The organism is Arthrobacter sp. ok909 (genome assembly GCF_900104405.1).
GTDB classification, from domain to species: Bacteria; Actinomycetota; Actinomycetes; order Actinomycetales; family Micrococcaceae; genus Arthrobacter; species Arthrobacter humicola.
The window spans coordinates 185,226-198,449 of record NZ_FNJS01000006.1 but is presented as its reverse complement, the minus strand read 5'-3'; the positions used below and the strand labels follow the sequence as shown (position 1 = coordinate 198,449).

The following is a 13,224-nucleotide window of genomic DNA, read 5'->3' as shown; positions in this document are numbered from 1 at the left end:
CTTCAACGCCCCGTCTGTTCCGGTCTACGCACCGAACTCCGTCGGCGGCCCCGCTGCCGTGGAGCCCGCGGTCGCAGGCGGCGGCTGGGAGAACGACGGCGAGCTCACGCTCTCCGCGCACACCCTGCACGCCGAGGACAGCGACTTCGGCCAGGCCGGCACGCTGTACCGCGAGGTCTACAACGACGGCGAGAAAGCCCGCCTGCTCGAGACCGTCACCGGCGCCGTCAGCGGCGTCAGGAACGCCGACATCAAGGAACGCGCCATCGCGTACTGGACCAACGTCGACGCCGGGTTCGGCGCCAAGCTGCGCGCCAACCTCGGCGCCGGCCAGGTTGAGTCCGACGCCGAGGCCGCCAACAAGGTCTAATCAGCAAGGCCCGTCTGTGACCGGCTGAGCCGATAAACGCCCCGCCACGGAAATCCCCCGGAGATCCGTGGCGGGGCGTTTTGCCGTTTTCCACATAGGTGCTTGCAGCCCTCGCCACGAGTCGCGGCAGATCCCTAGGATTTAGCCATGACCGTATTTGCAGGCATTCCGGATGACGCCTTCCGGTTCTATTCCGAGCTTGAGCAGAACAACAACCGGGACTGGTGGCTGGAGCACAAGCCTGTCTACGATGCCGCGGTGAACGGGCCGTTGACCGAGCTGCTCGCCGAGCTGGAACCCCGGTTCGGCCCGGCGAAACTCTTTCGGCCCAACCGGGATGTCCGCTTCTCGCCGGACAAGTCGCCCTACAAGACGGCGCAGGGAGCCTTCGCCGCGCTGGCGGAGGGAGTGGGTTTCTACGTCCAGCTCAGTGCCGACGGCCTCCTCATCGGCGGCGGCTGCCATACCCACACCCCGGCCCAGCTGGCACGCTTTCGCGGTGCCGTGGACGACCCCGCCAGCGGAGAGGCTCTGCAGGAAATCGTGCGCCACGCCGAGGCCGCAGGGTTCGCCGTGGAAGGCGAACGCCTGAAGACCGTGCCGCGGGGCTTCGACAAGGACCACCCCAGGGCCGAGCTGCTCAAACACAAGTCCCTTACGGCCGGTGAGAACGTCGGGCAGCCCGATTGGCTTGCCGGGCCCGGGGCGGTGGAGGAAGTGGCCCGGCGCTGGGAGGAGCTGCGTCCCCTGGTGGAGTGGGTCGGCCGTTACGCGGCTCCCTGACCTGGACCCTGGCCTTCAGCGTCAGATGTGCTGGCCGTCGGTGGCGAGCCGCCGGTCGAGGTTGTTGAAGAAGACCAGCATCATCAGCTCGAAGGCCTCGGTGGCTTCCTCGGGCTGGTTGTTGACGACAAAGTCGAACTGCAGCCCATAGAACGCGGCGGTGAAGAGACGGGCGTCGGTGTCGGCGAACTCTGGCCGGATCCCCTGGATGACGAGCCAGTCCCGGGACTTCTCGTGCAGCATGCGGAAGTGCTCCTGGGCTGTGCCGCGCGGCACCGCCGCCACCACGTCCTGCGCCGTCGCCTCAAATTCCAGCCGGGCCAGGTGACGGTTGCGCTGCGCCATGGTCCACTGCCAGGACTCCAGGAGGAAGGCCCGCCAGGCATCCCTGTCGATGTCCCGGACGTCGGTGGCACGGATGCTGTCCAGCCGGGATTCGATGCCGCGGATGATCTCGTTGATCAGCTGTTCACGGTGGCCGAAGTGGTACACCAGAACGTAGCTGCTGACCCCCAGCCCGTCGGCGAGGCTTCGAAACGTCAGCTCCGCCAGCGTCTTGTCCATGAGGTAGTCGAGAATCGCCGACAACAGCTCTGATTTGCGTTCCGGTCTTGCTGGGCGGGCCATGTCTCCATCTTAGGGAGCCGGGGTCCTCCGCGCCCGCCGTCTGCAGTCTCCCGAACCGGACGGTCCAACGCCGAAGTCGCCGGAGCCGTGCCAATTCGCCGGAAGTTGTCGGCGAATTCGCAGGTCTCCGGCGACTTCGATTTGTCGGGACCGGTCATTTCCCGATCAGGAGCGGGTGAGCGCGTCCTCCTCGTTCGCCGGGGCGGCGGTGACGGCGTCGCCCTTGGCGGTGCCATTCACGGAGGCCCGGGCCGCCGCGAACTTTTCGTTCAGGCGGGAGTGGCGCTGGCCGTAGGCGAAGTAGATCGCGATGCCAATCACGAGCCAGATCGCGAAGAAGATCCAGGTTTCCACGGCGAGGTTCGTCATGAGGTAGAGGCACAGCACGGCCGAGACAACCGGGAGCACCTTGCCGAACGGGACGCGGAAGCTCGGCTTGAGGTCCGGGCGCTTCTTGCGCAAGACCAGGATGCCCAGGCTCACCATCACGAAGGCGGAGAGCGTGCCGATGTTGATCATTTCCTCGAGCAGGTCCACGTTGGTCAAGCCGGCGACGAGAGCCACGGCGGCGCCGCAGATGATCTGGAGGCGGGCCGGCGTCGCACGGATCGTGCTGGTTTTGGACAGTGAGCGCGGCAGCAGGCCGTCGCGGCTCATGGCCAGGACCACGCGCGACAGGCCCATGAGGAGCACCATGATGACGGTGGTGAGGCCCACGAGGGAGCCGAAGGCGATGACCTTGGCGGCGTCGGTGTTGCCGACGGCCTCGAAAGCGGTGGTAAGGGTCGGGTTCTTGGCCTCGGCCAGCTTGGTGTAGGACACCATGCCGGTCAGTGCCAGGGACACCAGGATGTAGAGCACGGTGACGATCGCAAGGCCGCCGAAGATGCCTCGTGGCAGCGTCTTCTGCGGGTTCTTGACCTCTTCGGCGGAGGTGGCGACGACGTCGAAGCCGATGAAGGCGAAGAAGACCAGGGCGGCGCCGGCGAAGATGCCGAGCGTGCCGTACTGGGCCGGGGCCGCGCCGGTGAGGAAGCCGAAGAAGGACTGCTTGAGGACGTCGGCGGTTCCGGTGCCGCCGGTCGGCTCGGAGGCCGGCACGAACGGGGCGTAGTTCTCGAACTTCACGTAGGTGAAGCCGACGACGATCACGAAGAGCACCACCGCGATCTTGATGAGCGTGAAGATGTTGCCGACGCGGGCGGAGAGCTTGGTACCGAGGACCAGCAGCACCGTGAAGATGGCAACGATCAGGAAGGCACCCCAGTAGAGGTCAACGCCGCCCAGGGAGATCGACGGCGGAACGTCGACTCCCATGAGCGCAAAGACCTTGCTGAGGTAGATGCCCCAGTACTTCGCGATCACGGCACCGGCTGTAAAGAGTTCCAAGATCAGGTTCCAGCCAATAATCCACGCGAGGATTTCCCCCATGGTCGCGTAGGTGAAGACGTACGCGGAGCCTGCCACCGGGATGGCCGTGGCAAACTCGGCGTAGCACATGATGGCGAGCGCGCACGTGACGGCGGCGATCGCGAAGGAAATGGTCACGGCCGGGCCGGCGAAATTCGCGGCGGCCTTGGCGCCGACCGAGAAGATCCCGGCGCCGACGGCGACCGCGACCCCCATGATCATGAGGTCCCACGTACTGAGCGAGCGCTTCAACTTGCGTCCGGGCTCATCGGCGTCGGACATGGACTGCTCGATGGATTTGGTCCGGAAAAGGTTCATAGGAAAGTCCGCAATCTCGATAACTGGTTTGGAAACAGACCTATCTAGTGTAGTGTCCATCCACTGGACGGCCCGATTTGTCCCACATAGTGAGACGCAGAGGTGGGCCGTGCCGGTATTGCCGGCACGGCCCACATCTCTAGCAGAGAGCTCTACGCTCCGCCGTTCCGGCTCAGACCGGCCAGTTTTCCATCAGCGCCGAGCGGATCAGGAACCGCTTGCCTTCCGGGGCCTCCACCGAGAAACCGCTCCCCCGGCCAGGGACAACGTCGACCGTCAGGTGCGTGTGGCTCCAGTAGTTGAACTGCTCCCGCGACATCCAAAATTCCACCGGCTGGGGCTGGATTCCGTCCGAAATGTCGAACAGGCCAAGCAGCACGTCCGAGTCCCCCGTGATGAACTCCCCGGCCGGGTAGCACATGGGCGAGGAACCGTCGCAACAGCCGCCGGACTGATGGAACATCAGCGGGCCGTGCTGCACCCACAGCTTGCGCAACAGGCCCACAGCCTCCGGGGTGAGCGCGACGCGGGAGAAGTCCTCCCCCGGGCGGGTCACGGCGGCGTCGAGCTTGGTCTCCGGCATCAGCGTCCTTCTTTCATCAGAACCTCAGCACCACACGGCCGTCGATCTTGGCGTGCTTCATCTCATCAAGAACGGCGTTCACTTCGGAAAGCGCCCTCGTGGACACCGTGGGGTGGATCTTGCCCTGGGCGTAGAAGTCGAGGGCCTCCTCAAGGTCCTGCCGCGTGCCCACAATGGAGCCGCGGACCGTCAGCCCCTTGAGCACAATCTCAAAGATCGGCGCCGGGAAGTCGCCCGGCGGCAGCCCGTTGAACACGATCGTTCCGCCGCGCCGGGCCATCCCAATGGCCTGCCCGAAGGCTGACGGGTGCACTGCCGTGACCAGGACTCCATGGCATCCTCCGGTTTCGCGCTGGATAACTTCGGCGGGATCCTCGTGCAGGGCATTGACCGTCAGCTCTGCACCGTGCTTCTTGGCCAGGGCGAGCTTGTCGTCGGCGATGTCCACCGCCGCGACCCGCAGCCCCATGGCCACGGCGTACTGGACAGCGATGTGGCCGAGTCCGCCGATCCCGGAGATGGTGACCCACTGGCCGGGCTTGGCCTCGGTCATCTTCAGGCCCTTGTAGACCGTGACGCCCGCGCAGAGCACCGGAGCCACTTCCACCGGATCCGAGCCGGCGGGGATTCGGGCAGCGAAGCGGCTGTCCACCAGCATGTACTCGCCGAAGGAGCCGTCCACGCTGTAGCCGGCGTTCTTCTGGGCCTCGCAGAGGGTTTCCCAGCCTGTCCGGCAGAACTGGCAGTCGCCGCAGGCGGACCACAGCCAGGCGTTGCCCACCAGGTCTCCGACGGCCAGGTCAGTGACGCCTTCGCCGAGGGCCACGACTTCGCCCACGCCTTCGTGGCCGGGAATGAACGGCGGGGTCGGCTTCACCGGCCAGTCGCCTTCGGCCGCATGGAGGTCGGTGTGGCAGACGCCGGTGGTGATGACTTTGACCAGCGCCTCGCCGCGGCCCGGGGAGGGAATGGGGAGGTCCTGGATCTGGAGGTCTTTGCCGAATTCAGTTACTACAGCTGCTTGCATTGTCGTCGTCATTGGCGAAATCCTTGCGTAGTTTTGGGGCGTAGTTATGGGGCGTAGTTTTGGGGCGTAGCTTTCGGGCGTATTCAGGGTTTGGTGTACTCCGTGGGGTGGTGGGTGGTACGTCCCGCCCGGGGGTGGCCAGGCATGGTGCGGGCGGGGCGGATCACTTCCGATCCGTCCCGCCCGGGTCAATGCGGCTTAGAAGAAGCCGAGCTTGTTCTCGTTGTAGCTGACCAGGAGGTTCTTGGTCTGCTGGTAGTGGTCCAGCATCATGGAGTGGTTCTCACGTCCGATGCCGGAGGACTTGTACCCGCCGAACGCGGCACCGGCCGGGTAGGCGTGGTAGTTGTTGACCCACACGCGGCCGGCCTGGATCTCGCGGCCGGCACGGTAGGCAACGTTGCCGTTGCGGGACCAGACGCCGGCGCCGAGGCCGTAGAGGGTGTCGTTGGCGATCCCCATGGCGTCGTTGTAATCGCTGAAGCGCGTCACGGACACCACCGGGCCGAAGATCTCCTCCTGGAAGATCCGCATTTTGTTGTGTCCCTCGAAGATGGTCGGCTGCACGTAGTAACCGCCGGCGAGGTCGCCGGACAGTTCGGCGCGGGCGCCGCCGGTGAGGGCCTTGGCGCCTTCCTGCTTTCCGATGTCGATGTAGGACAGGATCTTCTCGAGCTGGTCATTGGAGGCCTGGGCGCCGAGCTGCGTCTCGGCATCCAGCGGGTTGCCCTGGATGATCTTCTGCGTGCGGGCCAGCGCGTCAGCCATGAAGGAGTCGTAGATGCCCTCTTGAACCAAGGCGCGGGACGGGCAGGTGCAGACCTCGCCCTGATTGAAGGCGAAGAGCGTGAAGCCTTCAAGGGCCTTGTCGTAGAAGGCGTCGTTGGTGTCGGCGACGTCGTTGAAGAAGATGTTGGGGCTCTTGCCGCCGAGTTCCAGCGTGACCGGGATCAGGTTCTGGGAGGCGTACTGGCTGATCAGCCGGCCGGTGGTGGTTTCGCCGGTGAAGGCGATCTTGCGGATCCGCGGGCTGGAGGCCAGGGGCTTGCCGGCCTCCACACCGAAGCCGTTGACCACGTTGATGACGCCGGCCGGCAGGAGGTCGCTGATCAGTTCCATCAGCACCAGGATGGAGGACGGGGTCTGCTCGGCCGGCTTCAGGACGACGGCGTTGCCGGCGGCAAGGGCGGGGGCGAGCTTCCAGACGGCCATGAGGATCGGGAAGTTCCAGGGAATGATCTGGCCGACGACGCCGAGGGGCTCGTGGTAGTGGTAGGCGGTGGTGTCGTCGTCGAGCTGGGACAGTCGGCCCTCCTGGGCGCGGACGGCCGAGGCGAAGTAGCGGAAGTGGTCGGCGGCGAGCGGAATGTCCGCGTTGAGGGTTTCGCGGATCGGCTTGCCGTTGTCCCAGGATTCGGCGACGGCGAGCATCTCGGTGTTCGCGTCGATCCGGTCCGCGATCTTGTTCAGGATGGCGGCGCGCTCGGCCACGGACGTCTTGCCCCAGGACGGCGCAACCTTGTGCGCGGCGTCCAGCGCCAGCTCAATATCTTCGGCGGTGCCGCGGGCCACCTCACAGAAAGCCTTGCCTGTCACCGGGGTGATGTTCTCGAAGTACTGGCCCTTGACCGGGGCAACCCACTCGCCGCCGATCCAGTTCTCGTAGCGGTCCTTGAAGGTGACCTTCGAGCCCTCGGTACCGGGCTGGGCGAAAACAGTCATTGCTAGCTCCTTTGCTGTGCAAGAGAGGGGGCAGCAAGGCGCTTCCGGCCCCCGTTGCACTCAGCCTAGGGGCGCGAAGGTTGCAGTCAGGTTGCAACGGTGTGAGCCCGGTCACGGTCCGGATGCCCCGGGCCGTGACCGTTCAGGCGCTCAGTTCCCGGTCCAGCCGTTCCAGATCGGCGACGACGGCGGCACGCTTGGGCGAGCGCGGTGCCAGCAGCTTCAGCGCGGCGGTCCGGACGTCGACGTCGTCCTTTGCCTCAGGCAGTTCGGCGTACTTCAGCAGTGACTCGGCGCTGCCGTCCGTCAGCAGGGCCTCGCGCATCAGCTCGGAAACCCTGGCCCGCAGCTCCACGATGCCGGGCGCCTCCGAGCGCGGCAGTACGGCGCCGCGGTAGATTTCCAGCGCTATCCGGTGAGCGCCGCGTTGCAGGCAGCTCAGCACCTGTCCGGAGTCCGGCACGAGGTCGACCGGCAAGCGGTACGGGCGTGACGCCGGGACGGCCTCGGGATTGAGCTGCTGCAGGACCCTGCGCAGCCGTACCATCTCCGCGCGCAGCGTCATGGTGGAGGCCTCCCCGGGGTACAGGAGGGCGCACAGCTCCTCGGCGTTCAGGCCTTCGGGGTGGGTGCTGAGCAGGGCGAGGATCTCACTGTGCCGGGCGGACAGGGACACGGTGCGGCCGTCAATGCTGAGCAGGGCCTGATCGCGGCCAAGCAGTTGGAGGCTGTTCCGGTACAGGCTGCCGGCGGCCGGTGCCCCGGTCGTTTTCGGCGCGGCCGGGCGTCTCCGCCGGGAGGGCGAGGACTGGCGTGCGGCGGCCAACTGGAGCCGTTCCACCCGCAGATGCGCCTGGGCAGCGGCGACCGTCGCCTCGACGAGGGACAGGGTGTGGGGGGCCACGGCCGACTCCGTGCCGGTGATGTCCACGACCCCCAGCAGTGCGCCGGAATCCGGGTCGTGGAACGGCACGGCCGTGCAGCTCCAGGGATGGACCGAACGCTTGTAGTGTTCCGCGCCGGAGATCTGGATGCCCCGGCCCAGGGCCAGCGCGGTGCCCGGGGCGCTGGTGCCCACCGTCGCCTCGGACCAGTCGGCCCCGGGGACGAACATCATGCCTTCGGCCCGGCGCTGCAGGGCGGCGTCGCCTTCCACCCACAGCAGCCGGCCGACCTCGTCCCCCACGGCCACCAGCATCCCGCTGTCATGGCTTGGCAGGACCAGAAGCTTGTGGATCACAGGCATGATGGCGGCCAGGGGGTGCTGGCGGCGGTATTCCTCAAGTTCTTCGCGGTCCATGGCCAGAGGGGCCTCGGGGTTGTCCGGGTTGGCGTGCAGTTCCGCCGAACGGCGCCACGACTCCTGGATCAGGCTGCTGAGCCCGGGCAGGTGAAGGTCCTCCGGAAAGACGAGACCCCGGGAATCCAGTTCCTCGTGCCCGGCGCTGGCATGCTTCTGCCGCAGCGCTGCGGTGACCCCGCCTGCTGGCGGTAGCAGCGCTGCCGGATGGACCAGATTCCTCATTGAACTCCCACCGGACGGGCTCGACGGCGTGCCGAAGGCCGCCTCGTCCGCCCCAGTCTACGGGGCGTTCCAGATGGCCGCCAGAGCCGGCGTCTGCCGCGACGGGCCGGCCGGCATCAGGGCCAGTCGGACGGTTCGGCGCTGCGCAATCGGTTCCGCGCTGCGCAAAAGGGCTGTCGACGCCGGAATACCCTGTGCGCCAGCTTTATTGCGCGTCGTGGGAAAATCTGCGCCGCGGGACAGGCTAGCCGCGGGAAATCTCAATCATCTCCTCGCGCGGCACCACCTTGATGCGCTCCCGCTCGATCCCGTTGGTGTTCTCCGCAGCGGACCACTCAGCGCCGAGGGCGAGCTCGTGGGCATCGAGCTTGATCCACCCTTCCCAGGTCGTGTACTGGATGCCGCGTTCCTGCAGCAGATCGATGATGGCCTGCGGGTCCGGGTTCTGCGCCGGCGGCAAGGTGAGCCGGTCTTCCAGCAGGTAGCCGATGGTCTCCAGCGCGTCACCCTTGGTGTGGCCGATCAGCCCGACGGGTCCGCGCTTGATCCAGCCGGTGGCGTAGATCCCGGGGACCGGTTTCCCCTCAGCGTCGAGGACACGGCCGCCTTCGTTGGGGACAACGCCGCGGCGGGCATCGTACTCCAGCTCATCCAGCGGCGAGCCGTGGTAGCCGATCGCCCGGTAGACGGCCTGGACCGGGTAGTCGAGGAATTCCCCGGTGCCCTTGACGTTCCCGGTGCCGTCGAGCTGCATGCGTTCAAACTTGATGCCAGCGACTTTGCCGGGATTCGCGGCGCCGTCATGGATCTCGACCGGGCTGTGCAGGAAGTGCAGGTGCAGCCGGCGCGAGGACGGTTCCTCGGCTTCGGCGTGGTCCTCGACGAGCCAGTTGGTCAGGGTGTTGACCATGGTCCGGATCTGGTTGTTGCTGCGGATGGCCTCATCCGAGGCTTCGTCGAACTCGAAGTCCTCCGGATACAGCACAATGTCCACGTCCTTGGCATGGCTGAGTTCGCGCAGCTCCAGCGGGGTGAACTTCACCTGGGCCGGGCCGCGGCGGCCGAAGACATGGACGTCGGTGACCGGCGAGTCCTTGAGGGCCCGGTAGACGTTGTCCGGGATTTCGGTGACCAGGAGTTCATCGGCGTGCTTGACCAGCATGCGGGCCACGTCCAGGGCCACGTTGCCGTTGCCGATCACGGCGATCTCCTTCGCCTCCAGCGGCCAGTCCCGCGGCACGTCCGGGTGGCCGTCGTACCAGGAGACGAAGTCGGCCCCGCCGAAGGAACCCTCGAGCCCGATCCCGGGAATGTCCAGCTCGGCGTCCTTGATGGCTCCCGTGGAGAAGATCACGGCGTCGTAGAAGGCGCGGAAGTCATGCAGCGTCAGGTCCCGGCCGTAGGTTACGTTTCCAAGGAACCGGATGTCGCCGCGGTCCAGGACCTTGTGCAGGGCGTTGACGATGCCTTTGATCCGGGGATGGTCAGGAGCCACCCCGTAGCGGATCAGGCCGTATGGCGCCGGGTATGCCTCGAAGAGATCGATGCTGACCTCGACGTCGCCGTCTTTGACCTCATTGGACTTCGTCAGGATGTCCGCGGCGTAGACGCCGGCCGGACCCGCGCCGACAATGGCGACGCGGAGGGGACGAGTGGATGTGGATTCGGCCGAGTTGGACACCGGGAGCCCTTCTGAGTCTTAGGGACAGCGCCAGTACATACAGCGCACAGGCCCCTATTCTAAATGTCGCCGGGCGGCCTGCGGTCCGGTTGGTAGGAATAGGCGCCGTGCAGGTGGTGTTATTGGTTTTGTGCCTAAGCCCGAAGGATCCTTCTCCCCCGCCCCGCCGATCGACCCGCGCGTCCCAGCCCCTGCAGGGCGGCCGGCGCCGCAGCCGCCGGCCGGGCTCGCGCCGGTAGATAAGGAAACGACGCCGGGGATCCTGTTTGGGATCGGCGCCTACGGGCTGTGGGGACTGCTGCCCCTGTACTTCTATGCGCTCCGCCCTGCCGGCGCGGTCGAAATTGTCGCCAACCGGGTGGTCTGGTCGCTCGTGTTCTGCGTCCTGCTGATCACCGTGACGCGCTCGTGGCGGGTGCTGGCCGCTGCGTTCCGGAACCGCACGGTGATCGGCCCGCTGTCCATCGCCGCGGCTCTGATCGCGGTGAACTGGCTGACCTACACCTACGGCGTGACCACCGGCCAGGCCGTCGAGGCCTCCCTGGGCTACTTCATCAACCCGCTGGTCTCGGTGCTGCTGGGGGTCTTTGTCCTGAAGGAAAAGCTGCGGCCGCTGCAGTGGGCCGCCGTCGGCATCGGCTTTATTGCGGTGGGCGTGCTGACAGTCTCCTACGGCAAGCTCCCCTGGATCGCCCTGACGCTCGCGCTGAGCTTTGGCCTGTACGGCTTCGTCAAGAAGCGTGTTGGCCCGCGGGCGGACGCGATCACCAGCCTCACCGTGGAGACGATCGTACTGGCCCCGGCGGCTGCGGCCACCATGATTGTGCTCGCGGTCAGCGGGGCGGCCACGCTGGCCTCCAACGGCTCCGGGCACTTCTGGCTGCTGGTCGCGTCGGGTGTCATCACCGCCGTGCCGCTGCTGTTCTTCGGGGCCTCTGCCCGCCGGCTGCCCATGACCACCATCGGCTTGTTGCAGTACTTCGCACCCGTGCTGCAGTTCATTGTGGCGCTTGTGGTGTTCAAGGAACCCATGACTCTGGACCGCTGGATTGGCTTCGGCGTCGTGTGGCTGGCACTGCTCGTGCTGACCGTGGACATGCTGTTGGCGGCCGGGAAGAACTCCATGATCCGGAAACGGGCCCGCGCCGCCACCTAGCAGGACTCCCCCGGCGGGTTAGCCGTCTGCGCACCAGGGCCGCCGTGCGTTAGTGTCATCATGAAGGACACGTTGGGGCGGAATTAAGGATTGCTGGTGCCAGAAAACGATCTTGAGACTCCGGGCAGCCGGGATATCTCGTCCCTGGGCTTCGACAGCAGCGGTATCCTGCGCCTCGAGTGGGCCCGGGGCATCGTCATTGACGCCCCGAATGCCCAACTCGCCATGGATCGGGTCAATGCCTTGTGCGGCGGCCGGCCCACGCCGCTGCTGATTGACATGGCCACCACGGAATCCGTCAGCCGGGCCGCGCGGGCCGTGTTCGCCAAACGCTGTGACGCCTCGGCCATCGCACTGCTGGGCGCGTCCGCCGTTGACCGGGTTCTCGCCAACTTCTTCCTGGGCGTCAATTCGGCACCGGTCCCCACGCGCTTTTTCACCGACCGCGATGAGGCGGTCCGCTGGCTGATCTCGCAGGGCCATGACGGGGCGTGATGACGACCGCCGCCTCGAGGAACTCGTAGACGGCATCGTCGTGCTGTCCTCGGGCGATCTCTCCAACCGCCTGGAGGTCTCACCGGCACGGGACGGCATCGACGCCGTCACGACCGGCATCAATCTGCTCGCTGAAGAGCTTCAAAGCATGTACGAAGACATGGAAGTCCGGGTCGCCGAGCGGACCGCGCTCCTGGAAGCGGCCAAAGCCGAACTCCGGCGCGTCATCAACACTGACGAGCTGACGGGGCTGGCCAGCCGCTCGCTGCTGCAGGAAAAAGTGGCCGAGGCCGTCACCGGAGCCGGTGGGGGCCCCCAGCCCGCGCTCATTCTGCTGGACCTCGACTCCTTCCGGCTCATCAATGACAGCCTCGGCCACGCCGCCGGGGACGCCGTCCTGCGGGAGGCAGCCCTGCGGCTGGGCGCAGCGGCCGGAGCCGATCACTTGATCGCACGCCTCAGCGGCGATGAGTTCGCCGTGCTCGTGGTGGGCCAGGAACCGGACGCCGTGCTGGAGATCGCGTCCCGCCTCGGCGAATCGCTGAAGGACAGAATCGTTGCCGGCGGCGTCGCGGTCGCACTGACGGCCGGAACCGGGGTGCGGCTGGGCGAACCCGGGCTGCGCAGCGAGGAACTCATCCGCGATGCCAACATCGCCATGCATGAGGCCAAGAAGCGCGGCCGGGACACTCTCCTGGTGTTTTCCGCGGCCATGCACGAGGCCGCCAAGCAGCGGGTTCACCTGGTGGCCGAGCTCCGGACGGCGCTGGCAACAGACGAGCTCGAGCTGGAATACCAGCCCATCATGGATCTGCGCACGGGGACGATTGCCGGGACGGAGGCCCTCATCCGGTGGCGCCACCCGGACCTGGGTCTGCTGGCGCCGGATACGTTCCTCGACGCCGCTGACGAGGCCGGGCTCACGGTGGAAATCGGCCACTGGGTGCTCCGGAACGCCATCGCGCAAACCGGACGCTGGAAGTCCGATCCGGGGCTTCCGGCGGACTTCAGCACCCATATCAATCTCTCGCCGGCGGACCTGCACCATGTCGATCTGGCTCCGTATGTCGAAGACCTGCTGGTCCGGTACGGCGTCGAACCGCGCCATATCTCGATTGAAATCACCGAGACCGCAATCATGCGCGGCGGTCCGGAAGTGGCAGCCACCATGCAGTCGCTCAATGACCTCGGCGTCCGGATCGAGATCGACGACTTCGGCACCGGCTATTCCTCCATCAGCTACCTGCGCACCCTCCCTGCCTCGCAGGCGAAGATCGACAAGTCCCTCCTGGACGGGCTGACCACGGACCGGCAGCAGGAGACCTTCGTCGCGGCCATCTTGCAGCTGATCCATTCTGCCGGCCTGGGTGCCGTGGCCGAGGGCATCGAGGACCGGGAGCAGGCGGACCGCCTGCGGCACCTGGACTGTGAATTCGGCCAGGGATACTTCTTCAGCCGGCCCCTGCCCGTAGCGGCCATGACGGACCTGCTGGCGCACAGGGACGGCGCAGCCGCATGAGCGGAGCC

The 13,224-nt window shown here is 66.6% G+C and carries 12 protein-coding genes; 5 read left to right on the top strand and 7 right to left on the bottom strand.

The window, feature by feature from the left end:
- Both BLR03_RS07475 and BLR03_RS07470 read left to right on the top strand, forming a co-directional pair.
- Nucleotides 1-370 (top strand): catalase-related domain-containing protein (locus BLR03_RS07475; protein WP_302846573.1); only part of this gene is annotated, 370 nt, incomplete at its 5' end.
- Between the two features lie 147 nt (nt 371-517).
- Nucleotides 518-1,153: a DUF2461 domain-containing protein gene (locus tag BLR03_RS07470; protein WP_091251316.1), complete on the top strand. Its 636-nt coding sequence runs from the start codon at nt 518-520 to the stop codon at nt 1,151-1,153.
- A 21-nt stretch (nt 1,154-1,174) separates the two neighbouring features.
- Here BLR03_RS07470 and BLR03_RS07465 read toward each other — a convergent pair whose 3' ends face one another.
- From BLR03_RS07465 to BLR03_RS07435, 7 genes are all read right to left on the bottom strand, one after another.
- On the bottom strand, nt 1,175-1,780 hold the full coding sequence (locus BLR03_RS07465) for a TetR/AcrR family transcriptional regulator (RefSeq protein WP_091251315.1): 606 nt from the start codon (nt 1,778-1,780) through the stop codon (nt 1,175-1,177).
- Nucleotides 1,781-1,945: 165 nt separating this feature from the next.
- Nucleotides 1,946-3,508 carry an amino acid permease gene (locus BLR03_RS07460; RefSeq protein ID WP_091251313.1) on the bottom strand — a complete coding sequence of 521 codons (1,563 nt, stop codon included), beginning with the start codon at nt 3,506-3,508 and terminating at the stop codon, nt 1,946-1,948.
- A gap of 172 nt (nt 3,509-3,680) precedes the next feature.
- Complete coding sequence (locus BLR03_RS07455; RefSeq protein WP_091251311.1) at nt 3,681-4,091, bottom strand: DUF779 domain-containing protein; 411 nt, start codon at nt 4,089-4,091, stop codon at nt 3,681-3,683.
- A 16-nt stretch (nt 4,092-4,107) separates the two neighbouring features.
- Nucleotides 4,108-5,130: an alcohol dehydrogenase AdhP gene (gene adhP, locus BLR03_RS07450; RefSeq protein ID WP_175460442.1), complete on the bottom strand. Its 1,023-nt coding sequence runs from the start codon at nt 5,128-5,130 to the stop codon at nt 4,108-4,110.
- Nucleotides 5,131-5,316: 186 nt separating this feature from the next.
- Nucleotides 5,317-6,840, bottom strand: coding sequence for an acetaldehyde dehydrogenase ExaC (locus BLR03_RS07445; RefSeq protein ID WP_091251309.1), 1,524 nt, complete (start codon nt 6,838-6,840; stop codon nt 5,317-5,319).
- 142 nt (nt 6,841-6,982) lie between these two features.
- Complete coding sequence (locus BLR03_RS07440; RefSeq protein WP_091251308.1) at nt 6,983-8,365, bottom strand: GAF domain-containing protein; 1,383 nt, start codon at nt 8,363-8,365, stop codon at nt 6,983-6,985.
- Between the two features lie 244 nt (nt 8,366-8,609).
- Nucleotides 8,610-10,046, bottom strand: a complete 1,437-nt coding sequence (locus BLR03_RS07435; RefSeq protein ID WP_091251306.1) for an FAD-dependent oxidoreductase — start codon at nt 10,044-10,046, stop codon at nt 8,610-8,612.
- Nucleotides 10,047-10,176: 130 nt separating this feature from the next.
- Between BLR03_RS07435 and rarD the strand changes: the two genes are divergently transcribed.
- The 3 genes from rarD to BLR03_RS07420 all read left to right on the top strand — a co-directional run bounded on the left by rarD (nt 10,177) and on the right by BLR03_RS07420 (nt 13,216).
- On the top strand, nt 10,177-11,202 hold the full coding sequence (rarD, locus tag BLR03_RS07430) for an EamA family transporter RarD (RefSeq protein ID WP_091251304.1): 1,026 nt from the start codon (nt 10,177-10,179) through the stop codon (nt 11,200-11,202).
- A gap of 90 nt (nt 11,203-11,292) precedes the next feature.
- Nucleotides 11,293-11,697 (top strand): DUF7793 family protein, encoded by a 405-nt coding sequence (locus BLR03_RS07425; RefSeq protein ID WP_091251303.1) that lies wholly within the window; start codon nt 11,293-11,295, stop codon nt 11,695-11,697.
- The gene (locus BLR03_RS07420) at nt 11,684-13,216 is read left to right on the top strand and encodes a putative bifunctional diguanylate cyclase/phosphodiesterase (protein WP_091251301.1); all 1,533 of its coding nucleotides are present in this window, start codon (nt 11,684-11,686) and stop codon (nt 13,214-13,216) included. Before BLR03_RS07425 ends, BLR03_RS07420 begins: the two co-directional genes overlap by 14 nt.
- The last annotated feature ends 8 nt before the right edge of the window (nt 13,217-13,224 follow it).

Coding starts and splice junctions, on each gene's coding strand:
- BLR03_RS07440 (WP_091251308.1), bottom strand. CDS start 8,365: ATGAGGAATCTGGTCCATCCGGCAGCGCTGCTACCGCCAGCAGGCGGG.
- BLR03_RS07460 (WP_091251313.1), bottom strand. CDS start 3,508: ATGAACCTTTTCCGGACCAAATCCATCGAGCAGTCCATGTCCGACGCC.
- BLR03_RS07455 (WP_091251311.1), bottom strand. CDS start 4,091: ATGCCGGAGACCAAGCTCGACGCCGCCGTGACCCGCCCGGGGGAGGAC.
- BLR03_RS07465 (WP_091251315.1), bottom strand. CDS start 1,780: ATGGCCCGCCCAGCAAGACCGGAACGCAAATCAGAGCTGTTGTCGGCG.
- BLR03_RS07445 (WP_091251309.1), bottom strand. CDS start 6,840: ATGACTGTTTTCGCCCAGCCCGGTACCGAGGGCTCGAAGGTCACCTTC.
- BLR03_RS07470 (WP_091251316.1), top strand. CDS start 518: ATGACCGTATTTGCAGGCATTCCGGATGACGCCTTCCGGTTCTATTCC.
- BLR03_RS07420 (WP_091251301.1), top strand. CDS start 11,684: ATGACGGGGCGTGATGACGACCGCCGCCTCGAGGAACTCGTAGACGGC.
- adhP (WP_175460442.1), bottom strand. CDS start 5,130: ATGACGACGACAATGCAAGCAGCTGTAGTAACTGAATTCGGCAAAGAC.